19 protein-coding genes are annotated in these 26,373 nt (G+C 68.5%); 7 read left to right on the forward strand and 12 right to left on the reverse strand.

The window, feature by feature from the left end:
* Positions 1–14 precede the first annotated feature (14 nt).
* Both BO221_RS28280 and BO221_RS28285 read right to left on the reverse strand, forming a co-directional pair.
* A complete protein-coding gene (locus BO221_RS28280) occupies positions 15–854 on the reverse strand; it encodes a 5'-nucleotidase C-terminal domain-containing protein (RefSeq protein ID WP_073563612.1) in 840 nt (279 codons plus the stop codon).
* Positions 854–3,739 (reverse strand): TonB-dependent siderophore receptor, encoded by a 2,886-nt coding sequence (locus BO221_RS28285; RefSeq protein WP_073563753.1) that lies wholly within the window; start codon positions 3,737–3,739, stop codon positions 854–856. Before BO221_RS28285 ends, BO221_RS28280 begins: the two co-directional genes overlap by 1 nt.
* Before the next feature lie 105 nt (positions 3,740–3,844).
* Here BO221_RS28285 and BO221_RS28290 point away from each other — a divergent pair, with 105 nt between their 5' ends.
* Together BO221_RS28290 and BO221_RS28295 are read left to right on the forward strand one after the other, a co-directional pair.
* Positions 3,845–5,395, forward strand: a complete 1,551-nt coding sequence (locus BO221_RS28290) for a ChaN family lipoprotein (protein ID WP_073563613.1) — start codon at positions 3,845–3,847, stop codon at positions 5,393–5,395.
* Positions 5,396–5,400: 5 nt separating this feature from the next.
* Complete coding sequence (locus tag BO221_RS28295; protein ID WP_073563614.1) at positions 5,401–5,919, forward strand: hypothetical protein; 519 nt, start codon at positions 5,401–5,403, stop codon at positions 5,917–5,919.
* Between the two features lie 43 nt (positions 5,920–5,962).
* Here BO221_RS28295 and BO221_RS28300 read toward each other — a convergent pair whose 3' ends face one another.
* From BO221_RS28300 to BO221_RS28310, 3 genes are read right to left on the reverse strand one after another with little or no spacing between them, the layout of a single operon-like run.
* On the reverse strand, positions 5,963–7,222 hold the full coding sequence (locus BO221_RS28300) for a hypothetical protein (protein WP_143195722.1): 1,260 nt from the start codon (positions 7,220–7,222) through the stop codon (positions 5,963–5,965).
* A 52-nt stretch (positions 7,223–7,274) separates the two neighbouring features.
* On the reverse strand, positions 7,275–8,606 hold the full coding sequence (locus tag BO221_RS28305) for a hypothetical protein (protein WP_143195723.1): 1,332 nt from the start codon (positions 8,604–8,606) through the stop codon (positions 7,275–7,277).
* Positions 8,607–8,631: 25 nt separating this feature from the next.
* The gene (locus BO221_RS28310; RefSeq protein ID WP_143195724.1) at positions 8,632–9,693 is read right to left on the reverse strand and encodes a hypothetical protein; all 1,062 of its coding nucleotides are present in this window, start codon (positions 9,691–9,693) and stop codon (positions 8,632–8,634) included.
* Between the two features lie 118 nt (positions 9,694–9,811).
* On the opposite strand from BO221_RS28310, the gene BO221_RS28315 reads away from it, so the two are divergent.
* A complete protein-coding gene (locus BO221_RS28315; RefSeq protein ID WP_073563618.1) occupies positions 9,812–10,288 on the forward strand; it encodes a GNAT family N-acetyltransferase in 477 nt (158 codons plus the stop codon).
* 68 nt (positions 10,289–10,356) lie between these two features.
* Here BO221_RS28315 and BO221_RS28320 read toward each other — a convergent pair whose 3' ends face one another.
* Complete coding sequence (locus BO221_RS28320; RefSeq protein ID WP_073563619.1) at positions 10,357–11,352, reverse strand: alpha/beta hydrolase family protein; 996 nt, start codon at positions 11,350–11,352, stop codon at positions 10,357–10,359.
* A gap of 88 nt (positions 11,353–11,440) precedes the next feature.
* Between BO221_RS28320 and BO221_RS28325 the strand changes: the two genes are divergently transcribed.
* Positions 11,441–11,806, forward strand: coding sequence for a hypothetical protein (locus BO221_RS28325; protein WP_073563620.1), 366 nt, complete (start codon positions 11,441–11,443; stop codon positions 11,804–11,806).
* Positions 11,807–11,819: 13 nt separating this feature from the next.
* Here BO221_RS28325 and BO221_RS28330 read toward each other — a convergent pair whose 3' ends face one another.
* Both BO221_RS28330 and BO221_RS28335 read right to left on the reverse strand, forming a co-directional pair.
* On the reverse strand, positions 11,820–13,223 hold the full coding sequence (locus BO221_RS28330) for an ELWxxDGT repeat protein (RefSeq protein ID WP_158079921.1): 1,404 nt from the start codon (positions 13,221–13,223) through the stop codon (positions 11,820–11,822).
* Positions 13,224–13,407: 184 nt separating this feature from the next.
* Positions 13,408–15,819 carry a GH25 family lysozyme gene (locus BO221_RS28335; RefSeq protein ID WP_233166292.1) on the reverse strand — a complete coding sequence of 804 codons (2,412 nt, stop codon included), beginning with the start codon at positions 15,817–15,819 and terminating at the stop codon, positions 13,408–13,410.
* 171 nt (positions 15,820–15,990) lie between these two features.
* On the opposite strand from BO221_RS28335, the gene BO221_RS28340 reads away from it, so the two are divergent.
* The 3 genes from BO221_RS28340 (at position 15,991) to BO221_RS28350 (ending at position 20,733) form a co-directional block, all read left to right on the forward strand.
* On the forward strand, positions 15,991–17,187 hold the full coding sequence (locus tag BO221_RS28340) for a hypothetical protein (RefSeq protein WP_073563623.1): 1,197 nt from the start codon (positions 15,991–15,993) through the stop codon (positions 17,185–17,187).
* A gap of 17 nt (positions 17,188–17,204) precedes the next feature.
* Positions 17,205–17,759 carry a hypothetical protein gene (locus BO221_RS28345; protein ID WP_073563624.1) on the forward strand — a complete coding sequence of 185 codons (555 nt, stop codon included), beginning with the start codon at positions 17,205–17,207 and terminating at the stop codon, positions 17,757–17,759.
* 157 nt (positions 17,760–17,916) lie between these two features.
* On the forward strand, positions 17,917–20,733 hold the full coding sequence (locus tag BO221_RS28350) for an ELWxxDGT repeat protein (protein WP_233166293.1): 2,817 nt from the start codon (positions 17,917–17,919) through the stop codon (positions 20,731–20,733).
* Between the two features lie 75 nt (positions 20,734–20,808).
* Here the strand turns inward: BO221_RS28350 and BO221_RS28355 are convergent, their stop codons facing one another.
* The 4 genes from BO221_RS28355 to BO221_RS28370 all read right to left on the reverse strand — a co-directional run bounded on the left by BO221_RS28355 (position 20,809) and on the right by BO221_RS28370 (position 26,322).
* Complete coding sequence (locus tag BO221_RS28355; RefSeq protein ID WP_073563626.1) at positions 20,809–21,819, reverse strand: hypothetical protein; 1,011 nt, start codon at positions 21,817–21,819, stop codon at positions 20,809–20,811.
* Positions 21,820–22,003: 184 nt separating this feature from the next.
* Positions 22,004–23,872 (reverse strand): ATP-binding protein, encoded by a 1,869-nt coding sequence (locus BO221_RS28360; protein ID WP_073563627.1) that lies wholly within the window; start codon positions 23,870–23,872, stop codon positions 22,004–22,006.
* Between the two features lie 2 nt (positions 23,873–23,874).
* Positions 23,875–24,717: a phytanoyl-CoA dioxygenase family protein gene (locus BO221_RS28365; RefSeq protein ID WP_073563755.1), complete on the reverse strand. Its 843-nt coding sequence runs from the start codon at positions 24,715–24,717 to the stop codon at positions 23,875–23,877.
* Positions 24,718–24,753: 36 nt separating this feature from the next.
* Positions 24,754–26,322 (reverse strand): YdiU family protein, encoded by a 1,569-nt coding sequence (locus tag BO221_RS28370; protein WP_073563628.1) that lies wholly within the window; start codon positions 26,320–26,322, stop codon positions 24,754–24,756.
* Between the last annotated feature and the right edge of the window lie 51 nt (positions 26,323–26,373).

Below are 26,373 nucleotides of genomic sequence, written 5' to 3' on the forward strand. Positions count from 1 at the left end.
CCGAGCCGCCGGCCCTACTGCACCACGGGCCTGGCGGGCCGGGCGCAGTTCTCGAAGAGGATACGGCCAGCCTCCCGGAGCGCCCGGTTCTCGGTCGAATGGTTCGACCGCATATGGGCCTCGGTGAGGTTGGCGTCCGTGGCCTTGCCCTCCTCCGTGCTCGCCGTGACGGGATTGCGCGAGAGGTCCGTGGCCGCGTCCTGGAAGATGGCGTCGTAGCCGTCCCCGCCCCCGAGCAGGAAGTTGGGCATGGCCACGCGGTACTTGATGGACGGATCCGCGCGAGCCGGCAGCGGCACCGTGCGCGCGTTCACCTGCAGCTCCACCACGCGCGAGCCCACGGGGCGGGAACAGTCCACACGCACCGTGGTGCCCTCGGACACGTGCAGGAAGGCACCGGAGGGAAAGAGGATGGTCTGCTCCTCCCGGTACAGCCCCGACGCCGCGTGCTCGAACATGCCCACCAGTTGCTGCTCGGTGAGGTCCACCGTCACCACGGAGTTCTCGAAGAGGAGCACCTCGTGCAGCAGGCCCTTGTTGAGCGGGCCCTTGGGGATGACGGTGCGGGTGACGCACAGGCCCTCGGCGCGCAGCGAGCCCCCGTTGATGATGCCCAGCTCCGCGGGAGCCTTGGAGGCGTCCTCGGCGTGCCGGAAGGCATCCGCGGCGAGCTGCCCGAGCGCGTTGTTGTCGTGACGGGCGTAGGGCCTGTCGAGGTAGACGTCCTCACCCAGGTAGCCAACGATGGATTCCGGATCGGCCACCAGCGGCTGGCACTGATCGTTGTACTGCAGGCAGCCGGGCCCCGGAGCCAGGGCCACGGCCAACAAGGCGGCGGTGAGCGAGCGGGACATCAGTTGCGGGCCCTCAGGGTGAGGAAGGCGGAGACGCCCTCACGCGGAATCAGGCTGGGCATGCGGTCCGGCCGGGGGACGTCGTCGCGCAGGTCCGAGTCGAAGACGTTCTGCACCACCACGGCCAGCTCGAAGTGGTCGGCGATGGGCTCGGTGCGCACCTGCGCGGTGATGAGGCCGTAGGCGGGAATCTTGTAGCGGCGGATGAGCTCCAGCACGGAGCGCGTGTTGTTGCGCCGCTCGGCGCCCGCGCGCACCACCACGTCGAAGTTGATGAAGTCCCCGATGGGCATGGACACCCCGGCGTTGAAGCGCGCCTGGGGCGTGTCGGTGAGGTAGCGATGGTTGGCGGGCAACGCCTGGTCCTCGGCGCGGAAGAGGCTCGCGTTGATCCACGTGGTGGCGCGCCGGGAGGCCTCCAGACGGGCCTCGCCCTCCACGCCGTAGACGAGCACGCCCAGCTCGCGGTTGCGCACCGGGACGATGTTGCCCGAGGTGTCCACCGCCGCGATGGGGTTGGAGAAGCTCTCCAGGAAGGCGTTGGCGCGGATGCGCACGCGCGACTCGCCGGAGACCTGGATGAGGTCCGCGCCGGCCTCCAGCGTGTTCACCACGGCGGGCAGCAGGGTCGGGTTCCCCTCGAAGCGGCCCTGGTTGTAGTAGGTGTTGGGGATGGTCTCCAGCAGCTCCTGGAGCGTGGGCGGGCGGAAGGCGCGGCCGTAGAGCAGCTTGAGGACGAGCGAGTCCGTGGGCGAGAAGACGAGCCCCACGCGCGGGTTGACGCTCGGCACCAGCTGCGTGCCGGTGATGGCGTTGGTGTTGTCCACCGAGGGCAGCTGGGTGATGTCCGCGCGCACCCCGAAGGTGAGCGTGAGCGGCTCCACCACCGTCCACTGGTCCTGCGCGAAGGCGCTGAACGTCAGGCGCCGCGACGCCGCGCCCTCCGCCAGCTTCAGGATGTCCACCACCTTCTCGGGCGTGGTCAGCGAGGGCCGGAGCCGGCTGTCGAGCGTGTAGTTGGTCTCGTAGCTGTAGGCGCCCAGCATCTGCAGCTCGGCCACGGCGCCCAGGGACAGGCGGTTGCCCTCGAAGAGCGACACGTCCGAGTCCACGCTGGTGCCCAGCGACTGCACGGTGACGCGCGTCTGCTCGAGCATGCCGTCCGGGAAGAGCTGGTTGTCATCCGGGCCGGTGCGGAAGCCGTCTGGGCCGATCTGGAAGAGCCGGTCCGTGCTCTGCTGCTCCCCGTAGAGACGCGCGCGCAGGCGCACCCGGTCGTTCAGCTGGTGCTCGTAGGTGACGTCGCCGAGGAACACCTGCCACCCCAGGCGCGAGCCCGGCCCCACGGTGTCGAAGAGGCCCACCAGGGCGGAACGGTTCTCGGAGAGCAGCCGCGCGGACACCTGGAGGTTGCTCGCGGACGACAGCTCGTAGCCGAACCCCAGGCCCAGGTTGAGCAGGAAGCGATCGTCCTGGGTGGTGCCGGAGGGATCCAACGGCTCGCGCAGCTTCTGGGCGAGCGTGTCCGCGCTGAGCGCGTCCGTCTCGATGGCCTCCGTGTCCCCCGCCTGGTGCCAGACGTCCGCGTCACCGAAGAGCTTGAAGCGGCCGAAGGAGTGGGCCCCGGAGACATGGCCATCGAAGGTGGTGGCGAGCGGAGCGCCGAGCTTGGGAAAGCCACCGCCGGAGACGGCCGCGCGCAGGCCCTCCGCGCGCTGGGTGACGATGTTCACCACGCCCAGGAAGGCACCGGCACCGTAGAGCGCCGAGCCGGGCCCGCGGATGACCTCGATGCGCTCCAGGTTCTCCACCGGCAGGTTCATCAGCGCCTTGCCGTCGAAGAAGTTGTTGAGGCGCTGGCCATTGAGGAGGAAGAGCACCTCGGCGTCGTTGCGCAGGCCGCGGATGGCGACGCGGTGGAAGCCCTGCACGTCACGGCTGAGGGTGAGGCCGGGCATCACGTCCAGCACGTCCGCCACCGTGCGCGCACCCAGGGCGCGGATCTGCTCACGCCCGAAGGAGGCGGCGATGGCGGGCACCTTCTTCACCTTCTCCTCGTGCCGGGTGGCCAGCGCCAGGGTGTCCTCGGCGGTGTAGAGCGCGAGATCCTCCTCCAGCTCCGAGCGCTTCGGCTCGGGCTCCTCGGACTCGGCGGCACGCGAGGGCCTCACGGCGGCCGGACGGGAAGCGGTACTCCCGGAGTCCGGAGGCAGCTCTGCGGTCAGGGCCGCCATGGCGTCATCGGAGCCGGAGGACTTCCGGGGGGGCTCGGGCCTGCGCTCGGCCTTCGGAGCGGGCTCGGACTTCGGCGCCGATTCCACCCTCTGAGAGGGTTCCACCTTCTGCACCGGCTCCGCTTTCGCGGTGGACTCGCTCCTGCGGCCCGGCTCGGACCTGCGCTCGTTGCGGGAGGGCGGCTCGGCCTTGGGGGCGGGCTCGGGCTCGACGGAACGGGGCTCGACGGAGCGGGAGGAGATCGGCGTGCGCGTGGATTGCACCTGGCCCACGACGACGACGCGAGCGGGACGCGTGGCGCTCTTGAAGAGGGGCACGCGCTCCCCACCGGGAGCGAAACCCTCCACGTAGTACTCGACGCCGGGCGGGGTCAGGCTCGAGGCCGGGATGCTCCCCCGGTACAGGTCGCCGTACTGCAACTCCAGGGGAGTCTCGGCGTAGGGCTCGCCGGGCCCGCGGTAGCGGATGACCATGCGCATGATGCGCTGCGTCCCGGTGAGCACGCCGTCGACCACGAGCGCCACGCCGGGCGCCGCCTGCTCGGGCGCGTTGTGAAGCAGCGTCGCCTGCTCCTGGGCGAGCACGGGCAACGCCGTGAGGAGCACGAGCGCGAGGAGGAAGGGGCGTGATCTCGTAAGTACGGACTTCACGGGCAACCCGGATCGTCTCCCGAGGGGTTCGGCCCGTCAAGGAAGGGGGGTCGAGGGGGCCGAATTTTTGCCGGGCTGGCACTCGCGTGCGAGTTGTGATCGTCCATGCGCGCGTCGCTCGCCCTCCACCTCGCCTTGTTCCGCCGCCAGAAGGCCCAGATCGCCCGGGCCATCGAGGGGCAGTCCGCGGCCTTCCGGGCCTATGAGGCCCGCTACCGCCGGCGCACGTCCGAGTACCGGCGGGTGCTGACGGCCTCGGCGGTGTCCCAGCGGGTACAGGCGGCGGACGTGGTGTACGTGGGCGACTACCACACCCTGCCGTTGGCCCAGGAGACGTACCTGGAGCTGGTCGAGGGCGTGCGGGAAGCGGGCCGCCGCGTCGTGCTGGCGCTCGAGTGCGTCGAGGGCCGGCACCAGGCGGCGGTGGAGGCATACCTCGCGGGCCGGCTGGCGGAGAGGGCCCTGCTCGCCCGGCTGGGTCAGGGCTCGAATCAGGGCTCCTGGTCGGGCCTGCGCACGCTGCTGGCCTACGCGAAGCGTCATCGGCTGGAAGTGGTGGGCATCGATCGGCGCGCGCAGGGCGAGCGCTCGCTGGAGCTGCGGGATGCGTACGCGGCGGAGCGGATCGCCCGGGCGTTGCGCGCGGAGGACAAGCCGCGGGTGATGGTGCTGGTGGGCCAGTACCACGTGGCGCCCTGCCACCTGCCAGCGCAGGTGGAGCACGCCCTGGGCGAGGCACACGGGGCGCGCGGGCTGGTGGTGTACCAGAACGCCGAGGGCGTCTACTGGCGGCTGGCGCGTGAGGGCAAGGTGGGCATGTCGCCAGCGGTGGAGCTGCCGGACGGCGCGCTGTGCCTGCTGAATGCCTCGCCGGTGGTGTGCCAGCAGAGCTTCCTGGACTACCTGGAGGCGGAGTCGGGGGACTCGCCGCTGAAAGACAGGAGCGCGGCGGAGCGCTTCCGGGAGATGGCGAGCCTCATCGGCCGGCTGGCGGGAGTGCCGGTGGCCCGGTGGCTGGACGAAGTGGAGGTGGTGACGGCGGCGGACGAGGACGCGCTGGGGCGCATCCAGCAGCGGGGCCGCTTCACGCAGGGCGAGTTGCTGCAACTGCGGCGGCACATCCTCTCGCGGGAGAGCTGCTACATCCCCCGGGCGAGAACGGCGTACCTGGCGTCGCTGTCGCTGAACCACGCCGCCGAGGAGGCGGCGCACTTCGTCCGGCACTGCGCGGTGGGAGACGCGATGGAAGCGCCCCGGCGGGCGTCGGATGCCTTCTATGCGCGATGCCTGGAGGAGGCGCTGGGCTTCTTCGGCTCGAAGCTGGTGAACCCGCGGCGCACGTGCCTGGGGACGGGCGAGTGGGCGCTGCGCTTCGCGGGAGCGCGGGGCGTGGAGCGGCAGATCGCCGCGTTCGTGCTGGCGCACAAGGCGGCGGAGGTGGAGGTGCCGGACGAGGCGGTGAAGCTGCTGCCCTTGCGCAAGGACCGGCTCTTCCACGGCGTCAGCCACGCGCTCGGGTACCTGCTGGGAGACGCGCTCTACCGGGACTTCGACGGTGGCCAGGTGGAGCGAGCGGAGCTCCGGACATTGTTCCGAGATCCCCTGGAGGACCCGAGGGCCACCTACTTCGATTGGGTCCGCCGCCTGTCCCGGTGACACACATGAACGCTCGAGCCTGGCAACATCTCGACTTCGATGACCCGACGGTCGCCCCGTCCCTGGCGGTGCTCGATGCACTGCAGCGGGAGGAGCGCGAGGTGGTGCGCTACCGCATCCCGGAGGGCTTCTCCCCCTACGACGAGGCGGTGGCGGACGAAATCATCGAGTTGCAGCAGCGGGTCCTCGAAGCGCTCCGGAAGCTCGTGCCTCCGGAAGGGCGCCTCGCCGTGGTGGATCCCGAGGACCACCACCCTCCCCTGCTGTTCCATCCCCACGTGCGCTTCGAGGACGTGAGCCGCGATCGGCTCTGGGGCTACAAGCACTACGTGATGCCCGCGTGGCGGGTGGGACTGCTGCCCGATGGAGACAGTTGGTGCTTCGTCGGCCCTGATTTCGCCTGGGAAGCCCTCTACCTCGTCACGGGCCCCTCCGAGCTCGTCATCCGGGGCTCCCGCCTGCTCTCCATGCTCGACCTGTCCTCGCTCCGGCTCCTCAGGCGCTTCGAGCGCCTTGAGTCCTGACGAGCAGACATCACAGCGACGCCGCCGGGCTGCTCCCTCTCGGCTAACGAGCAATGAGGGAGGCGGAGCAGACCTGACTGACGTAGCCACTCAGGTTGTAATCACCGCCAGGGGCAGCCGGGCAGCTCGAGCCGGCACTCAGGTCCCCGTGCAGGGTGAAGGACGTCGCCTGGTAGCACCCGTGGAAGGAGCTCACCTCCTGCCCCGTCAGGCGCTTCACCTCCTCCAGCAACTGCGGCGTCTCACACCCTCTATGCGGGTCGTCATCCGGGTACTCGTAGGCACAGCCGGCGTAGGAGCCCCGCGTCTCGTAGTCGAGCACCTTCACCTCGACTCCCTGCGGCGCCTCCACGCGCTGGGCGTGGTAGCCCAGCGCGAGAATGTACTGGATGTTGGCGCCAGGCACGGCAGACACCTTCCAATTCACCGGCTCGTAGGACGAGAGCACCAGCACCTGCGGCCCCGTGCGCTCCACGTGCACCACGGCATTGCCCGTTGGGTGCGAGCCCCCACTGTGGTCACCGCGCGCCTCGTACACGCCGAGCACGTGCACCTCTGGATTGCCGCACGCCTCGCCTCCGCCGTTACCGTCGCCGTCACCCGCCGAGCAGACCTGGCTGACGTAGCCGCTCAGGTTGTAGCCGCCGCCAGACCCAGCCGGGCAGCTCGAGTCGGCACTCAAGTCCGCATGCAGGGTGAAGGACGTCCCCTGGTAGCACCCATGGAAGGAGCTCACCTCCTGCCCCGTCAGGCGCTTCACCTCTTCCAGCAACTGCGGCGTCTCACACCCGCTGTGCGGGTCGTCATCCGGGTACTCGTAGGCACAGCCAGCGAAGACCCCCTGGGTCTCGTAGTCGAGCACCTTCACCTGGACCCCTTGCGGCGCCTCCACGCTCTGGGCGTGGTAGCCCAGCGCGAGGATGTACTGGATGTTGGCGTTGGGTACGGCGGTCACCTTCCAGTTCACCGGCTCGTAGGACGAGAGCACCAGCACCTGCGGCCCCGTCCTCTCCACGTGCACCACGGCATTGCCCGTCGGGTGCGATCCACCACTGTGGTCACCGCGCGCCTCGTACACGCCAATGACGTGCACCTCCGGATTGCCGCACGTCTCGCCTCCGTCGTGACCGTCGCCGCTATCAGTGTTGCCGTTGCCCCCCTTGGGGCCGTTACCGACGTCGATGGCACCGGAATTCGCGCCTCCGCGCATATCCGGGGCATCACCCGAGGTCGCGCACCCCGCGACGAGCGCGAGCAACAGAACACCGCGAAGACTGAGTCGAAGCACTCCGTGGCTGAACATGGGTACCTCTGTGAATGGAGCCTGAGCCAATACCCTCCGCCTCATAACACCCTCAGTGGTTGATGGGCAGACCACCTACGCACAGGGTGGCGTGGAACCTCCCAGTTCCGAACGCACCGTATTTGGCGTTGCAGATCTCGAGCTGGCCGGTCAGCGCCGTCGAGTCCGGTGTGATGGCGCCATCCACGGCCATCCTGAAGCCCCACCCCACCACGTTGACCTCCTCGAGGAAGGAGAGGTGGCCCGTGACACTCCCGGCGGGAGAGGACTGTTCGAAACGTGCCGTGAGGTACGCATACCCGTTCCGCTTCCCGAAGCAGCCGGGACAGAGCGAGCAGTAGTCGTCGGGACACCGATCCGTCTCCTCGTACTGGTTGGTATTGACCAGCGTGTCGCAGAGCCGGGGATCGTTCGAGACGATGAGTTGGAACTGAGTGGTTCCTCGGATGGGCACGAAGGCCGCGGAGCTCCAATCGATGGTCCTGGGGACCTCGCCCAGGGAGACACCGCCCCGGGCGGTACCGGGCTCCAGTCCCGTGGTGGGCGCATCCGGAACAGGCGGGCAGGCGGCCTCGAGCAGACAGCTCGCACTGCACAGGTCTCCATCCACGGTGTTGCCATCGTCACACTGCTCACCTGCCTCGAGCCGGTTGTTGCCACACCGGGGAGGACACGGGCCACAGTCGAGCGTCCCGCCACAGCCATCGGAGATGACGCCGCAGGTGGCTCCCGAGGCGGCACACGTCGCCGGCCTGCAACCACAGACATTCGGCGTACCGCCTCCTCCGCAGGTCTCGGGAGCGGTGCACGTCCCGCAGAAGATGGGCTCCGCGCAGTCATTCAGCGTCGTTCCGCAGTTGGCGCCCTCGTCTTCACAGGTCGTCAGGTTGCAGCCACAGACGTTGGGGCGCCCGCCCACTCCACCGCCACACGTAAACGGCGGCGTACAGGAACCACAATCGAGCACCCTGCCACAACCATCCGGGAGCGGCCCACAGTTGGCCCCCACGCTCGCGCAGCTCACCGGGGTGCAACCACAGACATTGGGCCGCCCACTTCCGCCACACGTCTGGGGCCCGGTGCACGTGCCACAATCCAGAGGCTCCCCACAGTTGTCGATGACGCCACAGTCCACGCCGCGCTCGGCACAGCTCATTGGCGTGCAACCACAGACATTCGGCGTGCCAAAGCCGCCGCACGTCTCCGGCGCCCTGCACGTGCCACAATCGAGCACGCCCCCACATCCATCCGGCACCTCGCCGCAATTGACCCGGGCCTCGGTGCAGGTCGTCGGTGTGCACCGGGGCCAGGGCATGCAGAAGCACCCGGCACACGCGACGGCGAAGGCCACCGCGGCAAGATTCAGCAACGCTCGGACTGGCATGTCTCTCCCCCCTCGATTCCAAGAACTACGGCGAGCCCGTTCCACCGTCCGTGCCCTCCGCGTGGACCACGCGGAAGCGCAGCGCCTGGACGGGCAGGGGCTCCACGGCGCGCCGTCCCAGATCATTGGGCACGAACCAGAAGCCCCCTTCATCGTTCAAGGCCCACAGCTCGTACTCACCCACGGGGATGGCCCCGAGCGTGGTCACCACCCTCCCCCGCCCCGGCTCCTGGGTGATGGCCTGGGCCAATGGGACGACGAAGAGTTGGAGCGCTCCAGCGGCGATGGTGATGCCCGGGTCTCCCTGAAGGTTCCCGAGGAAGGGCGTCACATCCGGCAGGAGCGGCACGACGACCTGCGCGGGCCGGCCCTGACTGTCGATGGGCACGGTCTGCCCGGGCTTGGGAACGAAGCGCAGGAAGAACTGGGGCCACACGTCCACCACTCCATCCCCATTCACGTCATCCGCCGTCCCATCCCCATCCACGTCCGCGAGCCGGACGAAGAACCGGGGCGCGTCCCCACGCAGCAACCCGAAGCCCTCGCTGCGCACGTTGAGCGAGACGAGCGCCGTGGAAGAGTCCGTCAGGGTGAACACCCCCTCCGTCCCCTGCTCCACCACCTGGAACGCGGGTAGCGGGCGATGCACCCGGCGAGGCAGCGCGAGCTCCGCCGACACTGTCTGCCCCGGCTGCACGTTCAGCTCGACGGAGGACTCGGGGACCCAATCCCCCGCCCCCGGTTGCGCGAGCACGTCCACCGTGAGGTCCGCGTCGCCATTGGCATCAAGGAAGCCCCACAGCCGGTACACATCGGGACCCACTCCCGAGAATCCGAAGCGCGTGTCCCCGGCGGAGAGACGCACCTCGGGGACGGCGGCTACGTACTGGGGCTCGCCCCGCTGCTCGGGAGGAGCCGCGTCCGGGGCGAAGAGGAACAGGAACGCATTGCCCACGGGAGGGCCGGCCAGCATCACCTGGCCCTCGACACGGGCTTCGCGCCGGGGCTCCGAGGTTGGAGGCACGGAACAGCCGGCGAGCACGAGTCCGAGGACCGGAGCGAGGACACGAAGGACAATGGGAGACACGGCGCCACTCTACCCCTCCGGGGGTGTTCGCGGCTCCGGCAAGGCCGCGCCCCGCCGATCCTGGGGGCTCACAGCCTCTCCTGGAAAAGGCGGGCTGTTATGATGCGCTACGCACCCAATGGTCACGATTGAACCCGCTCAGTTCCCGTCCGAACTGCCGCTCGTGCTGACGCTCTTTCGAGAATACGCGGAGAGCCTCGGCATCGACCTGGGTTTCCAGGACTTCGACTCCGAGCTGGCGAGCCTGCCGGGCAAGTACGCGCCGCCGCGGGGGCGTCTGCTGCTCGCTCGCAGGGGCTCGCAGGTACTCGGATGCGTGGCGCTGCGCCCGCTCGACGTCGATACGTGTGAAATGAAGCGCCTGTATGTCCGGCCCGCTGCACGCGGCGAGCAACTGGGCCGGCGCCTTGCCGAGCGGATCTGCGATGAGGCGCGTGCTGCCGGATATCGACGCATCTACCTCGACACGTTACCCACCATGGCCGCGGCAATCGGGCTGTACACCTCGATGGGTTTCCACCCCATCGAGCCCTATGTGTTCAACCCGATCCCGGGCGCGATGTTTCTCGGACGGGACTTGTCAGACACGCCCTGAGCCAGTGGAACAAAGTCCTTTCAGGGGTGGGCGTGTCCCATCATCGTCCGCCGCCGCGCCGCGGACCCTCAGCCGGCGCGGCGCAGCCGCGCGAGCATCCCGTTGAGATCCTGGGTGAAGATATGCTGCCGGAAGAAATGGCCACCTGGCTCCTCGCGCCACTCGTGCGGGATACCGGCCCCGGCCAGCGCCGCCCGGAACTCCCGCTGACCGGCCAGCACCTGGGTTTCGTTGACGGTGTCGAACCAGTTGACCGGATCGGGCGACGTCCCCGCGACCAGGAAGATGCGCTTGTTCCGGTAACTCTCGATGCGCTGCATCGGGTTGTCGGCGTTGACCCGCGCCTCGTCCCAGAACGGGGCGCCGTAGACCGTACCGCCGCCCAGCTCCACGGCCGCGGAGGAGGCGTTGGCCCAGTGCACGACCAGGCCGAAATCACGGCGCAGGCTGGCCGGACCGGAGTGGGCGCTCACCGAGCAGAAGTGACCATAGTACTTGGCGGTGTACTTCAACGCGCCGAAGCCGCCCATGGAGAACCCGGCGACAGCGCGGCCGTTGTACTCAGCGAAGGTGCGGAAGTTCCCGTCGATCCACGGCAGCAACTGGGCCATGTGGAAGGTCTCCCAGTTGCGCGCCCCGGTGTTGCTGCTGACCGGGTTCGAGTACCAGCCCGTGGCGGCGTCCGGCATGACCACGATGAGATCCCGGAAGGCGGTCAGACCGACGATGTTGTGGTGCATGTGGAACGTCCGGAAGTCCTCCGCCCCGCCGTGGAGCAGGTAGAGCACCGGGTAGCGCTTGCCGCTCGTGTGGTAGCCGTCTGGCAACAGGACGTTGACGGCCGGATTCCAGCCGATGGCACTGGTGGCGAAGCGGTAGTACTGGAGCCGCCCGCCGTTCTCGTTACGCTCGACGATCCGCAGCCCGTACCCATCCCACGCGGCATTCGCCGTCGAGGGGGCGAGGAGCGCGCCACCGAACGCGCCGGCGGAGGCGACTCCGGCGGTACCGGCGAGGAGTTGGCGACGGCTCAGCTTACGGCTTCTGGTCGAAGGAGTGTCCATGGAGGTCTCGTCCCTGGTGGATGGTGCGGCATGACGCCAGGGCACGGTACATCAACGGACAGAAGAGAGTAAGCAGGAATCGCTGGTTTTGCCGCGTAGGCGCGAAGACCGCGAACTGCAATCACTGGCATGTCTCTCCCCCGCGATTTCAAGAACCAAGATCGCCTACCGGCGATGGGACGCCAAGGGCCGACGCAAGCACCCGGACTCCGTCACCATCAGAGACTGCGACAGCAACACCAACGGCTCCATCTCCATCAAGGTCCCCACCACCTGGTTGGATCAGGGCGTCGGCTTCAAGATGAACCGTGACTCACGATCGGAGCGCTGGGAAATCCTCGTCGACAAGGACGAGGTGCCCTTTCCCGCCCTCAAGGAGGCCCTGGAGCACTTCCGGCATGTAGGCGTCGAAGCCTCCCGTTACCAGCAGGCTGGCGATGGGGGAGATACGTGACGTGAGCGGTGACTCAGCGCTGCGGGCAGTACGAGCCCGTCTTCATGGACCAGAGCGCGTTGTCTGGAGTCTCGCCGGACGCCGTGAGGAAATAGACGAAGCCCCCCGCGCGGACGAAGGACGCGGCCGGTGCATCGAAGATTCCCACGCCGGCCTCTATTGGCGCGGAGCCATCGCCGGGCACGATGTCCGCCACCTGCCGGGGCCGGCCATCGAACACCTTCCAGGGCTCGCTCCCGTGCACGCCGTCATCCGCCACGAAGTAGAGCTTTCCGTTGCCCGTCGCGAGCCCATAGGGGAACGAGGACGGCGCTCCAGGCTGGATGTCGATGAAGAGCCGGGTGCCCGTGGCCGTGCCATCCGTTTCCCACAACTCGCGGCCGTGCACACCGTCATCCGCCACGAAGTAGAGCCTGTCCCCCAGGACCGTCATGTTCGTCGGGAGCGAGCCCGCATCCCCGGGCCGGATGTCCACGAGCGGGCGGGTGCCCGCGGGCGTGCCGTCGCTCACCCACGGCTCGAAGCCCCGAGGCCCGTCCTCGGCGCTGGCGGTGAAGAAGAGCCGCCCGTCGAACGCGGTGAGCCCGAAGGGCGGGCCGATCAGCCCGAAGTTCCGTAGCAGGACCGCGCTCCCCGGAGTGCCATCGCTGCTCCACAGGTGGGAGGGCTCCCCTGGCGCCAGCTCGTCGGTGAAGAAGAAGACCCGGTCTCCCACCGCGGTCAACTGCGTGATGCCAATACCGCTCCCCGAAGCCCGGAAGAGCTCCACCAGGGCCCCTGAGCGGGTGAGCCGGAACAGCCGGGGCGTGCCCGGGTCCGCCACCGTCTCCCCCCTGAAGACGAGATCCCCGCTCGCCGTCTCCACGCTGCTCGAGGGGAAGCTGCTGATGACGAGCGCGGGAGGCGCGCCCAGGATGCGACGGCTCCCCGCGACCGTGCCGTCGGTGAGCCACAGCTCGTCCCCACTTCCGGGCACGGGCCGGAGGACGAGCAGCCGGCCGCGATACTCCCTCAGCGGATGGGCATTCGTGAGCTGCGGCACGTCCACGGGATGCGTGCCGGACGCTGTCCCGTCGCTCATCCAGAGAACGCCCTGGGAGGAGAAGAAGAGGAGCCCCCGGGCCTCCGTGAGCGCCTGAGGTCCGCCAGGTGCGGTGATGGGCGCGATGGCCTCGACCCTGACCGTGCCGGACACCGTCCCGTCGCTCTTCCAGAGTGACCAGTCCGTGGAACTCGCGACGATGAAGAAGAGCTGGTCGCCCACGGCGGCCATCCCCTCCGGCCCCCGGATGCGTGCGATCTCCAGCACCTTCGTGGCCGGAACGCAGTCAGCCGACGCCAGAGCCTCATCCACCTCGAAGTGCGTGAAACCCAACGCCAACAACGTCATCGGCAGCCATCTGAATCCTGCTCTCATGGTCATCCCTCCCCCGGGGCACGGAATGCCCCGTCCACGAGGGAAGCTGTAGTCACACGAGGAGCCCAGGCACCCGCGCCAGAAGAGCAGCACGGCGCCATTCAATGAACAGAAGCTGTCCATCTGGAGGGGACTCCGGACTTCAGGAGCCCCCTCCTCCACGGGACGAATCCCGTTGCCCCGTTCAGTCCAGGAGGTTCGCCAGGCCCGCGTACGTATTGGGCCCCGGGATGCCATCGATCGGACCCGTGTAGCCACCCCGGCTCGCCAGGGACTGAAGCGTCTTGTAGGTGTTGGTTCCCGGTACTCCATCGATGGGCCCCGTGTACCCGGCGCCACTCAGGAACGTCTGGAGGCCCTTCCACGAGTTCACACCCAGCGCACCGTCGATGGGGCCCATGTACCCGCCCAGACGCGCGACCCGCTGGAGCGCCGCGTACGAGTTGGTTCCCATGACGCCATCGATGGGTCCCGCGTAGCCAAAGCCTCGCAGCACGGTCTGCACGCCCTTCCAGGAGTTGGTTCCCATGACGCCGTCGATGGGGCCTGTGTAGCCGCCCTTCGCCGCGAAACGCTGGAGCGCCGCGTACGAGTTGGTCCCCATGACGCCATCCACGGGTCCCGAGTAGCCGTAGCCGGCGAGGACCTGCTGCATTCCCTTCCACGTGTTCGTGCCGGGAACGCCGTCCACGGCGCCGGTGTACCCGCCTGCCTGAGCCACCCGCTGCAACGTCACGCCCTGAGCGTTGGTGATGGGAGGCACACCGCCGCCCGTCCCGTTCAGGTACGCCTGGATGCCGTTGTACGTATTGGGCCCGGGGAGGCCATCGATGGGCCCCGTGTAGCCACCGTCCTGGGCCAGCAGTTGCAATCCCTTGTAGGTATTGATGCCCGGAACACCGTCGACAGGCCCGTCGTAGTACCCCAGCTGGCGAAGGATCTTCTGCACCCCGAGCCAGGTATTGGTTCCCGGAACGCCATCCACGGGGCCCGTGTAACCACCGCGCTGGGCCAGCTTCTGCAGGATGATTCCCTGTTCGGTGGTGATGGTGGGGGCACCGCCGCCGCCCGAGCCACCACCAGGGATGGCCGTCGGCGGAGGAGGCGTCGCGCCATTCGGTGGCTGGGACAGTCCAGCAAACGCGGTCAGCTTCGCCACGTTCAAATCCAGGGGAATGCCATTCTGGTTGCCGGACGAGGTGTACTGGTGAATCTCCCACGCCGGGAAGGCAGACCCGATGTTTGGATTGCCCGGCGTGCCCGTGTAGTGGGCGATCCACAGCTTCGAGCCCACGGCCTTCGTCTGGGTCCAGGTGTTGGACGTGAGCAGGCTCGAATAGGTGTACAGGAACGGGGCCTTCCCCAGACGGTTCTTGACCGCCTGCATGAAGGTCGCGGTCATCGAGTCGTTCCAGAAGATGCCATCGTCGATCGCCTCGTTGTCGAGCACCAGGAGATCACCCGGCCGATGGTCATACAGGTGGTCCATGAAGTACTGGGCGTCAGCCGCGGGGTTGGTGGAGCCCGCCACCCAGTAGTGCCCGACGATCAACCCGGCCGCGCGAGCCCGGGCGACCTGCTGCGTGTAGTACGGCGCGACGTACGTGGGAGAGACATTGGAGCCGCCCGCCTTGACGATCGCGAACTGATAGCCGGCGCTGCGAATGGCGTTGAAGTCCAGATCACGCTGGGTCGTGCCAACATCGATTCCATAGACACCGCTCATCCCTGTCGGAGCGGGGGTCCCGGGGCTCTGGGCCAGCCAGTTGGTGAGTCCCAGATAGGTGTACTGCCCCGGGTATCCATCCACGGGGCCCGTGTACCCGCCCAACTGCGCGAGCCGCTGGACTCCCTTCCACGTGTTCTCACCCGGGATGCCGTCGATGGGGCCGGAGTAGTAGCCATGATTCGTGATGACGGTCTGGACGCCCTTCCACGTATTGACCCCCGGGACGCCGTCCACCACGCCCGTGTAACCACCCCGCTGGGCCACGCGCTGGAGCGTCTTTCCGTCCTCGATGCTGATCTGGATTCCCCCGGAACCACCACCGGTGCCGGTCCCTCCGCCACTTCCGGTGCCGAGAATGTTCCGGATCAGGGGCGCGGGATCGCTGACGTTCTCGCCAAACGCACAGCGATCCGTGGAGCCTCGGGTCATGTGGAGGTGCGGCCCGCTCCACGCCGATCCGTGATCATCCCCGTAGCCGGCCACATAGGCGATGATCTCACCCTGCTGGACGTAGGAGCCCACGGAGACGCGTGTCCGGATGACGTGGGCGTACCCGGAGTAATCGCCCGGCGCGGACTCCACGGCGATGGTGTGGCCCACGATGGAGGAGTACTGGACGCGGCGGACGTAGCCCGAGCGCAGCGCGGGAATCCCCGTACCAGCACTCGCGGCGATATCGAGGCCGCGATGGCCAGCGGGGCCGTAATAGGGGCCCGTGACTCCGAAACGGCTGGTCCACCGGCTCTCCGCGTAGAACGACTGCACATTGGCCGGAGCCGCGAGCGTCTCTTGCGCGGTGGCGGTGTCGGGACTCCCGCCCTGCTGCCCCTCCAGGTCCATCCCCCCACAGCCCGCGAGGACCGCCACGGCCCATACCCACGTCACCGCTGTCGAAAAGAACCACTGGAATAGGCTTCTCGAGGTGGACCTGTCGCTCATACGTCTCCTGGGTGTCCGCACAATGGACCCGGGATTGTCGGGACTTCTGTCGCGGAGTTGCGCCGAAATTCTCAGATTCTTGGGATAAGCTGCGGCGCCATGCAGCACTCGATGTGGCTCGCGCTCGCGCTTCTCCTCCTCGCCGCGGCTCTCGCCGGGCTCTTCATCGCGTGGCGGCTCCGCCCGAAGCCCGCCCCCTGCGAGCCCCAGCAGTATGACGCCACGCCGCAACCGGGGACGTTCGCGGTGCGGGCGCTCGAGGCCATGCCGCCCATCGTCCGCGACACGCCCGTCCTCGACGCCCAATCCCCCGCCTGGCGCGACGCCATGGCGCAGACGGGCCTCCGGTTGCGCCGCGCCGGGGTGCGCCACGTCGTCTTCGTGCACGGCACCTTCGTGGGCCATGATCCCACCCAGTTGCTCTCCGCGCTCGAGGGGCCCCTCTCCGCGCTGGGCCCGGCCCTCATGCCGTCCCTGCAACGCCTCTCCAAGCTCCCGAGCGATCGCGTCCTGCGCGACCTGGGCAACTACACCCCCGAGTACGTCTCGCTCTTCCAGAAGTCGCTGGGCATCGACATCCCCACCACGCGCTTCGTCTGGAGCTCGGCCAACAACCATGTCGCCCGCCTGCGCGCGGCCGTGCAGTTGCTGCGGCTGCTGGCCACCTCGGAGCTCGGCAACAAGCGGGCGCTGCTGCTGGGGCACAGCCACGGCGGCCAGGTGCTCGCCCTGCTCACGCAGCTCGTCTACCCGGCGCGGACCGCCGAGGCGCTCTGGCAGGCCGTGCGCGACGCGGGCGAGCCCACCGAGGCCCTCCAGGACATGGCCCGCACGGTCGCCCGCGCGCGGCTCGACATCGCCACCTTCGGCATGCCGCCGCGCTACGGCTGGGCCACCGGCCGGCAGTGCCGCGTCCTGCACGTCATCAACCACCGGGGCACCGAGCCACGCGGGAGCACCGTCGCCGGAGTCCTCCACACGGAGAACGGCGACTACGTGCACCAGTGGGGCATCGCCGGCTCGGACATTCCTCCGGGCAGCACGAAGGACCGGGAGCTGGCCGCCCGGCTCGATGCCATCCTCGGCGAGGGCTATGACGTGAAGGCGTGGCTCAACCATGTGCGCCACGGAGCGCGCGTGCCTCGTGACGGGTTCAGCTACCTCGTCGACTACGGCGACCGGGGCACGGGTGCCATCCCCAACTGCCTGGCGACCTGCTTCGGGCACGGCGTCTACACCAGCTACGACGCCATGCTCTTCAACTCCCGCCTCCTCGCGGACCACTTCTACCGGTAGATGCTATGGAGGGACCGATGCGAAAGCTTCTCATTCCGGGCCTGGGCCTGCTCGGGGTGGGTCTGCTGGTGCTGGCACTCCGTTTCGAAGCGCCGGCGAACCAGCAGGCTCCACGGACTCCACCCGGGCTGGACCACGGACGGAAGATGACGGTGATGAACAACGAGGAATTGTTGGGGAAGACACTGCATGTGGCGCGTGAAGCGGGTCTCCTCCTGCTGCGGAAGCACGGCACCGTGCTCCCGTTCGGGCTGACCCTGGACTCCGCGGGCGACAACCCCAGGACCTTCTTCCCCCGGGATCAACTGCCACGCGCCTCGTGGGACGAGCTGCTCGAGGCCACCATCGGGCATCTCGAGCGAAGCGCTGGCTCGGCGGACGTCGGGGCCATCGCACTCGTCACCACGCTCGAGTCCGGAAGCGAGTCCGGCCTGGGCGTCCAGGTCGAGACACACTCCTCGTCGCTGTTCCTGGTGTACTCCTACAGCGGAAGCGGGCAGAGCTTGCGCCTCGGGGAGCCTCAGAAAGCCGAGGGCGTGCTCGTGGGACCGCTCCTGGCGAAGGACGACTGACTGACGAAGAAGGGCACCGGGCGAGACGAAAAACGGCAGTCCGGTGCTCCCCGCGTGGCGCTGGCGCGTAGCGGAAACCACGGCATCTCCCTCTGATGCGCCAACGCCTGCTCGTGGAGCGGGCAGCCGAGCACGGCCATTGCACATGGCCGCGCTCATGCACTTCAAAGCCAGACACCAGCTCCGATCCCTGTCGCCCCTGCTGCTCTCCTTCGCCCTCGGCTGCACCGGCCCCGCGCCAGAGCAGGAGGCCCCTCGCCTCACCAGCGCGTCCAAGCAGTCCCTGCCTCCAGGCCTCACGCCCTCGTTGGTGAAGGATCTCCGGGTGGCCGAGGAGACCCTGCCCGAGGGGGCGGACACCTCATGGGCGTTCACGCCCCCCGTCGTTACCGCGAGCGGAACGGTCTACTTCGCGGCCCGCGATGGGAACAACGGCTCCGCGCTCTGGAAGACGGACGGGACACCCGAGGGGACACGCCTGGTCCGGCAGTTCATCGGGAACGTGGTGGGTGTCGCCGGGAGTACGGGGAGTGGCTTCCTCCACGAGTGGCTCGCCGCGGTGGGCGACACCGTCTATTTCGTCGTCAATGACCAGTACCTCGGCGGCCGCCTGTTCAAGAGCGATGGCACGGCCGAGGGCACCGTCGAAATCCCACGGCCCGAAAGCGGTCCGCTCAACCGCCCCGGTGAGCTCACCGCCTGCGGTGGCCGGGTGTTCTTCCGTGACCCCCAGGGCCTGTGGACGCTCGAGGGCACTCCCGAGCGCCCCGTCCTGCTCGCCCCGGTGAACATCTACCCCCAGACCGCCTATGAGCAGCCCCCCAGGCACGTCGTCTGCGCGGAGGGAACCCTGTTCTTCGTGCATTCCGCCTCCTCCTTCGACAACTCGCTCTGGAAGAGTGACGGCACTCCCGAGGGCACGGTGCCGCTCGCATTGCTCGGCCACATCTCGGGCTGGAACAATCCCCTGCTCTTCACCTCCGGCCCGAGGGTCTTCCTCGACATCGACGACACCTGGAGCACCACCTTGTGGACGAGTGACGGCACTCCCGAGGGAACTGGCGAGCTCTCGCGCGTCAATCACTCCGACGAATCCCCCACGGTGCACACGGCCGCCGGGGGCTCCCTCTATTTCTCCCGCCCGGACACCAGCCCCGCCGACCCGGACGCCTTCATCTGGGGCCAGGGCCTGGCGCTGTGGAAGAGCGACAGCACCGGGACGGGGCTCCAGAAGTTCGCGGACCTCCCGTCCGAGGTTCAGGCCCTGAGCCCCTCGGGCCTGGCCGTGGGGAACACCCTGCTCTTCTCCACGACGGACAGCCGCCTCTACCGGAGCGATGGCACGCCCGAGGGCACCTTCCTGCTCGCGAACCTCGGCCTGCCGCGGAACTCGGAGCAGCAAACGAGCGCGATGCTCTCGGATGGCCGGCTGCTCTTCGTGGCCAGCGAGCCCTCGGGCCAGACGCGCCTGTGGGTCACCGATGGCTCGGTGGAAGGAACCCTGCCCTTCCAGACGGCCCCGGGAGAGAGCCTGCGCGGGCCCTCGAACCTCACGCGCACGGGGGATCGCGTGGTGTTCTGGGCCGACGATGGCCTGCACGGGAAGGAGCCCTGGGTGACGGATGGAACGCCCGGTGGCACCCGGCTGCTGCGCGACATCTTCCACGCCAACGCCTCCACCCCCGAGTCCCTCACGGACGCGGAGGGCACGCTCTTCTTCACCGCGACCACCGAGCAGGGCTTCGGGCTGTGGAAGACCGATGGCAGCGCCGAGGGCACCACCTTCCTCCAGGCGTTCATCACGAGCCCCTGGGTGCGCACCACCGGGTTCACCCCCGTGGGGAGCTCGGTGTTCTTCTTCGAGACGAACCGATTCGCGCCCTCGCTGTGGAAGAGTGATGGCACCTCGGCCGGGACGCTCAAGCTCCGCGACTTCAGCAGCGGGGACGTGACGGCGCGTGCCGCCCTGGGCACCACCCTCTTCTTCTCCGCTTTCGACAGCGCCTCGGGCACCGAGCTGTGGAAGAGCGATGGCACCGTCGAGGGCACCGTCCTGTTCAAGGACATCCGCCCGGGCTCGGGCAGCGCCGCTCCCACGAAGCTGACGCGCGCCGGGGCCGGCTTCTTCTTCATCGCCAGTGACGGCGTCCACGGCACCGAGCTGTGGAAGAGCGATGGCACCGCCGAGGGCACCGTGCTCGTGAAGGACGTCCTCCCGGGCTCGGGCAGCGCCATCGTCAGCACCAGCTTCTCCGAGATGCTCCCGGTGGGAACGACCCTGTTCTTCACCGCCAACGATGGCGTCCACGGCGAGGAACTCTGGAAGACCGATGGCACCGCCGAGGGCACCGTGCTCGTGAAGGACATCTTCCCGGGGCGGAGCGGCTCCAGCCTCTATGACCTGGTGGACGTGGGGGGAACGCTCTTCTTCACCGCCGAGGATGGAGTCCACGGCCGAGAATTGTGGAAGAGCGATGGCACCACCGAGGGCACCCTGCTCGTCGAGGACATCCTCCCGGGCGTGGCCTCCGCCTTCCCGGTGACCTACGCCTACCAGAGGCAGCCCTCGCGCCTGTACGCCATCGGCGGCAGCCTCTACTTCACGGCGGATGACGGCGTGCACGGCACCGAGCCGTGGAAGAGCGACGGCACGGCAGCGGGGACCGTCCTGCTGCGCGACGTGCTGCCCGGCCTCGAGAGCAGCGGCGCGGGCGTCACGCCCTTGGTGCCCGTGGGCCACCAGGGAGCCTTCGCCTTCTCCGCCTCGGACGGCGTGAGCGGCCTGGAGCTGTGGATGTCGGACGGCACGCCCGAGGGCACCCGCCGCCTCGCGGACGTGCATGAGGGCCCGGCGAGCGCCGCCCCGCTCCAGCTCACCGTCTCCGGCTCGCGGCTCTTCTTCGTCGCCAACGACGGCGCGCACGGCCGGGAGCTGTGGTCCGTGAAGCAGGGGGCATTCCACGCCCGGCCGTAGCTCCGGACCCCGCTCACCGCGGGAGAACCGCCACTCCGGGGGAGGGAACTCCCCTCGCCCCGGAGCGCGGTGCGATCACTCGGCCCAGTAGGTGCCGGTCATCAGGCTGAAGCCGTTCTCGATGTCGACGAAGATGGCGACGCTGTGAGCGCTCCAGGGGTCGTTCGAGTAGCCGAAGTAGCAGCCCTTGAACGAGCGGCCGTTGATCCGCTCATCGAGGTTCGCCAGACCGGCGGCGCGCTCGGGGAGCATCTGGTACGGGTCGGCGTAGTTCAGCGTGCTCAGGAACTCGGCACGCACCTCGGCGGCGTTGGCCAGGTAGGGCCGGACGGTCGCGCCGGAGGGGACGCTGGTCGGCTCGAGCCCGAAGCACTCCGGGGTGCTGTAGTTGTAGCTGCCGTTGCCCGTCACCTCCTGCCACCAGTCGAAGTGGCGGGCCATGTACGCACCGCCGTGCCCGTGGTAGCCCACCGCGTTCGCCGCGTTGATGAGCGCCTCGAGGGGCCGGCTCAGCGTGGCCGAGTTCCGGATGTTGCGCAGGCTCACATCCCCGATGCCCGCGACATTGGAGATGGCCTGGACCGACGTGAACGGGCGCAGGTTGAGCAGGTTCGCGGCGCCGTTCCACGCGTCCGGCAGCACGTCATGCAGCTCGGAATCGTGGATGCTGTTCACCAGCGAGACGATCGCGGCGGCGTCATCCGTGGATACCGCGAGGCCGTCCAGGATGCCGATACAGCTGGAGGGAAGGTACCCCTTGGCCCGGGCTCCGGCCGCGAGCTGATCGAGACGGGTCGGACCGACCAGCCGGACGGAGGAGATGTCCGCCAGGGACACGAACGGAGAGATCGCGCGGCGGGCCACGAGGTTGGAGACGACATCGCTCGGCAGGTACGCATCCAGCGTCGCGTAGGACGCCGTGTTCGCGAACTGGAGGATGCCCTGGCACTCCGGGGACACGTCCACGTCCGTGGTGGTGAGCGCCGCCTGCTGCTGGGCGAGGGGCTCGTTGGACTGCTCGAGTTCAGCGCCACCGCAACCGGTGAACAGGCTCGCGGCGAGAAGGGCGGTACCAAGATGACGCATGGGGGGCTCCTCAGGGGGAATACTGCGAGGGGAAGCATCTCCATACACCACCCGGCTGACAGGTGTCCCCCGGATTGGGGCAAAACCACGGGTCACCTTGATTTCACGAATACGGAAAGGTCACGGATGGGTCTCATGTGTCCGGTCCGTTACGAAGGTGTGAAGGGAGGGTCTCGGAGGCGTGTTACGCGCGGCCTTGATCCGCAAGCGCGGGGAGCTCGACGAGGAAGGTGGCTCCATGGCCAGGACCGGGGCTGGTGCAGGTGAGCGCACCGCCCAGCTCCGCCGCCGCCAGGGCGCTGGTGTGCAGCCCGAAGCCGTGTCCGCCCTTCTTCGTCGTGAAGCCCTGGCTGAACAACCGCGGCAGGTTCTCCGGAGAGATGCCCACTCCGTTGTCCGTCACCTCGATGCGCAGCACCTCCCCATCCGCACGCACGGCGATCCGCACGGTGAGCCGCTTGTCCGGGCGGCCACTCTCCTGGAGCGCATGCCGCGCGTTGCTCAGCAGGTTGAAGAGGATCTGCAACAGCTTGTGCCGATCCACCAGCACCGGCGGCACCTCGGCGTACTCGCGCCGCACCTGGATGCCCTCCTTGTCGAGGGACTGGGCGTGCAACTTCAGTGCGTCATCCAGCAGCCGCGCCACCTGGATCTGCTCCACCACGCCGATGAAGCGCGCGTTCTCCTGCTGCATGCTCACCACGGACTTCATGTGCTCCACGCTCTCGCTGAGCGACTTCACCTCCGTCATCAGGGCGTCGCGCTCCAACACGAGCCGCTCGGAGACGGCGATGATGTAGGGAGGGAGCTGCTGCCCCCGCTCGTCCTCGGTGAGGAAGGAGCTCAAGCGCGGGAGGTGCTCCTTCATCAGCTCCGCGGCCCGGGCCAGCCCCGGCACACGCGAGGCACGCAGCCGCTCACCCACGACGCCCACCGACACGTTCACGCTGTTGAGCGTGTTGCCCACGTTGTGCAGCACCCCCGTGGCCACCTCGGCCATACCCGCATGGCGCGAGACATCCAGCAGGCCGCGGTGCAGCTCGGCCAGCCGCGCCTCGGCCTCCCTGCGCGCGGAGATGTCCCGCGCGAAGAACGTCACGCCCACCACCCTCCCCTCCTTGTTCAACAGAGGGCTGGCGATGGTCTCCAGCGTCCGGGACCGGCCCTCCAGCAGGAACTCCACCTCCGTGCGGTCCCGCTGCCCCGTCAACGCCTTCTTGAAGAGCACCAGCAGCTTCGACCAGGGCTCCCGGGGCACGGGCGGAAAGAGCGGTGCTCCCGGGGGCAGCTCACTGCCGGTGAGCGTGGAGATCAGCTGGAGCGCCGGCCGGTTGGCGGCCACCCGGCGGCCCTCCGTGTCCACGGACATCACGAAGTCGTCCGTGCTCTCGATGAGGCTGATCAGCTTGCCCTCGCTCTCGCGCAGCGTCTCCATGGCCTGCTTCAAGGCCGCATGCGCATGCTCCCGTGAGGAGCTGTGCAGCCAGAACAGGCCCCAGCCGATCAGCATGGCCAGCACCGCGGAACTGTTGCTCCCCAGGGCGGTCAGCAGGGCGAGGAGGGGCGGCTTCGAACCGAAGCCCGAGTGGTAGAGATGATGGACGGGCCCCACGGCCAGACAGACGATGGTGGTGAAGATGAAGCCCAGGCGTCCCCCCAACAGGTAGACCGCCAGCAGGGGCACCAACATGACCGTCGCATGCGAGACGACCCGCAGGTCCTTCGAGGAGATCGTCACCAACAGGAAGGCGCTCGTCAGGAACCCGCACATCAACAGGGCCACGGTCCGGAACGAGCGCACCCAGCGAACCAGGATCAACACCAGGGCGTAGCTGGCCACCGCCAGGAGCGCCACGATGCCCACCGACTGGCGCCCGGCGATGGTGGAGGACTTGAGATTGACCCAGAAGAGGAGGTTGAGCAGCAACATGCTCAACGCTGTGCCCACCAGTACCCGGTATTGGCTGAGCTCATCGGGCGGCAGTTGGCGCTGCCGGGGGGTCAGGAACGCATCCACCCCGGCGATCAATCCTCTCCACAAGAGGTGAAGCATGTTCAACCGTTCGCGAGGGAACCGAAGCCCCGGGGCGGCATCGTGGGAGCGCGGTGCAGCCAGTTGTCCTCGGGGTAGCGGGCCGTGCCATCGATGAGGTGGACCGAGTAGGCGTGGCGGCTCTTGGACGAGGTATTGGCGCCGCTCTTGTGGGGCAGCAGCCCGTGGAGCACCACCAGGGTGCCCTTCTCCACCTCCAGCGGCACCATTCCCTCCTCGGGCAGGGGCGTGGGATCCAGCACCTGGAACGCCGTGCCACCACCCGGCGCGCGCACGAAGCGCTTCTTCAAGCCCAGCGTGTGCCCGCCCGGCAGCGCCCACAGACAGCCGTTCTCCAGCGTGGCGTCCTCCAGCGCGAACCAGAAGCCCAGACAGGTGGACGGCTCCGTGTACAGGAACGTCGAGTCCTGGTGGCAGTTGACCTCACCGCCAATGTGGGGCTGCTTGAAGATGTACATGGACTGGAGCAGCAACGGCTGCGTCAGGCCCAGCTCCGAGGCCAGCCCCGCCAGCTCCGGCGTGCGGGAGAAGCGCTCGAAGAGCGGATCCAGATCGTGCAACGCATGGCCAATCTTGTTGATGGACAGCGTCTTGTCCTGGCGCAGCGAGCCATCCGGCCGGAAGGCGTTCTCCTCGAAGAAGAAGCGGATGCTGTCCCCCGAGGAGAGGAAGTACTCGTCCGAGGTCCGCGTCTGATCGTTCGTGGTGAAGATGGAGACCGTTTCCGGTTGGAAGCCGGCCACCAGTTGTTCGGCCCGGGCCTTCAAGGCATCACAGGCCGCCGCCGGCACGAAACCGGGAAGCACGAGGTAGCCCTGCCGCACGAAATCTCTGGCTCGATCCATGTCCACTCCCATGGGCGGAAACCTACCAGAACGTGCTCAGGAGCTACACGAGAGCGCCGAGCAGCCCGGCTTCGAGCGCGCCCACTCGGGCCGCTTCGCCGCGTAGGCCTCGCGGCCCGTCTGTTCCTCGTACGGACGGCGCATCACCTCGAGCAACTCGTGCACCTTGCTGTCGTCGCCCTGGTGCGCGGCGTCGATGGCCTCCTGGGCGAGCCAGTTGCGCATCACGTACTTCGGATTCACCGCGTCCATCCGCCGCGCCAGCTCCGCGGGCGGTGCCTCTTCACTCCTCGTGCGCTGCCACCACGCGGACAGCCACTCGAGCACCCGGGCCCCATGCGCCTCCGGGACCGGCCCGTAGAAGGCGTCGCGCACCGGCCGCGGCAACTCGCGAGGAGCCTCCGGCAGGGTGACCACCTGGGACAGGCCGCGGAAGAAGATCGTCATGTCCGTCTCGTGCGCGGCGAGCCAGGCGAAGCACTCGTTCACCAGCGCGACATCCCCCTCGCGCTCCAGCGAGGACAGCCCGAGCTTCGCCGCGAACCGCCGCGCCAGCTCGGCCGAGAAGGTGCGCTGGTACTCGACCAGTCCCTCCTCGACCAGCGCCTCCTGGTTCTCGAGCAGCGGCAGGAGCGCGACGCCCAGCCGCTCGACGTTCCACATGCCGATGTTGGGCTGGTTGCCATAGCGGTAGCGGTGCTCCATGGCGTCGGTGGTGTTGGGCGTCCAGCCCGGATCGAAGTCCTCCAGCCACCCGTAGGGCCCGTAGTCGATGGTGAGGCCGAGGATGGACATGTTGTCGGTGTTCATCACCCCGTGCACGAACCCCACCGCCTGCCAGTGGGCGATGAGCCGGGCGGTGCGCCGCGCCACCTCGCGGAAGAAGGCGGCGTAGGTGTCCTTGCCGGGCTCACCGAGCTCGGGGAAGAAGTGCTTCAGGGTGTAACCGGCCAGTTGCTCGAGCAGCCCCAGGTCATCGCGGCTGGTGCAGAGCTCGAAGTTGCCGAAGCGCAGGAAGCTCGGAGCGACCCGGCAGACGATGGCACCGGGCTCGGCCTCGGGATGGCCGTCGTAGAACATGTCCCGGATGACGGTGTCACCGGTGGCCACCAGCGACAACGCGCGGGTGGTGGGCACCCCCAGGTGGTGCATGGCCTCGCTGCAGAGGAACTCGCGGATGGAGGAGCGCAGCACCGCGCGTCCGTCCCCCCTGCGGGAATAGGGTGTCCGGCCCGCGCCCTTCAGCTGCAACTCGTACCGCTGGCCGTCCGGGGCGAGCAGCTCCCCCAGCACGATGGCGCGGCCGTCTCCGAGCTGCCCCGCCCAGTTGCCGAACTGATGCCCCCCGTAGTTGGCCGCGTAAGGCACCATGCCCGGCCACAGCGCGTTGCCCGCGAGCACCTGCACGAACTCGGGAGACCGCAGCGTCCCCTCATCGAGGCCGAGCAACTGCACGACCTCCTTCGAGTCAGCCACCAGGCGGGGCGCCGGCACGGGCGTCGGCTGCACCTTCGACCAGAGGGCGCCCTGGACCTGGCGCGGCCGCGCGTCCTGGAGCGGATCTCCGGGGGTCGACTCGATGAAGCGGGACGTGAAATGAGGCATCCCAGATGCATGCCTTCCCCGTTCCCTCGATGCAACGAATAGTTTCCGGGC

It is taken from the genome of Archangium sp. Cb G35 (assembly GCF_001896145.1).
Taxonomy (GTDB): Bacteria; Myxococcota; Myxococcia; order Myxococcales; family Myxococcaceae; genus Archangium; species Archangium violaceum.

What these genes read in the sequence shown, in the direction of transcription:
- BO221_RS28360 (WP_073563627.1), bottom strand. Translation starts at nt 23,872, where the DNA reads ATGCTTCACCTCTTGTGGAGAGGATTGATCGCCGGGGTGGATGCGTTC.
- BO221_RS28305 (WP_143195723.1), bottom strand. Translation starts at nt 8,606, where the DNA reads ATGCCAGTCCGAGCGTTGCTGAATCTTGCCGCGGTGGCCTTCGCCGTC.
- BO221_RS28355 (WP_073563626.1), bottom strand. Translation starts at nt 21,819, where the DNA reads ATGCGTCATCTTGGTACCGCCCTTCTCGCCGCGAGCCTGTTCACCGGT.
- BO221_RS28365 (WP_073563755.1), bottom strand. Translation starts at nt 24,717, where the DNA reads ATGGATCGAGCCAGAGATTTCGTGCGGCAGGGCTACCTCGTGCTTCCC.
- BO221_RS28300 (WP_143195722.1), bottom strand. Translation starts at nt 7,222, where the DNA reads ATGTTCAGCCACGGAGTGCTTCGACTCAGTCTTCGCGGTGTTCTGTTG.
- BO221_RS28370 (WP_073563628.1), bottom strand. Translation starts at nt 26,322, where the DNA reads ATGCCTCATTTCACGTCCCGCTTCATCGAGTCGACCCCCGGAGATCCG.
- BO221_RS28330 (WP_158079921.1), bottom strand. Translation starts at nt 13,223, where the DNA reads ATGAGAGCAGGATTCAGATGGCTGCCGATGACGTTGTTGGCGTTGGGT.
- BO221_RS28315 (WP_073563618.1), top strand. Translation starts at nt 9,812, where the DNA reads ATGGTCACGATTGAACCCGCTCAGTTCCCGTCCGAACTGCCGCTCGTG.
- BO221_RS28345 (WP_073563624.1), top strand. Translation starts at nt 17,205, where the DNA reads ATGCGAAAGCTTCTCATTCCGGGCCTGGGCCTGCTCGGGGTGGGTCTG.
- BO221_RS28350 (WP_233166293.1), top strand. Translation starts at nt 17,917, where the DNA reads ATGCACTTCAAAGCCAGACACCAGCTCCGATCCCTGTCGCCCCTGCTG.
- BO221_RS28320 (WP_073563619.1), bottom strand. Translation starts at nt 11,352, where the DNA reads ATGGACACTCCTTCGACCAGAAGCCGTAAGCTGAGCCGTCGCCAACTC.
- BO221_RS28290 (WP_073563613.1), top strand. Translation starts at nt 3,845, where the DNA reads ATGCGCGCGTCGCTCGCCCTCCACCTCGCCTTGTTCCGCCGCCAGAAG.
- BO221_RS28340 (WP_073563623.1), top strand. Translation starts at nt 15,991, where the DNA reads ATGCAGCACTCGATGTGGCTCGCGCTCGCGCTTCTCCTCCTCGCCGCG.
- BO221_RS28295 (WP_073563614.1), top strand. Translation starts at nt 5,401, where the DNA reads ATGAACGCTCGAGCCTGGCAACATCTCGACTTCGATGACCCGACGGTC.
- BO221_RS28280 (WP_073563612.1), bottom strand. Translation starts at nt 854, where the DNA reads ATGTCCCGCTCGCTCACCGCCGCCTTGTTGGCCGTGGCCCTGGCTCCG.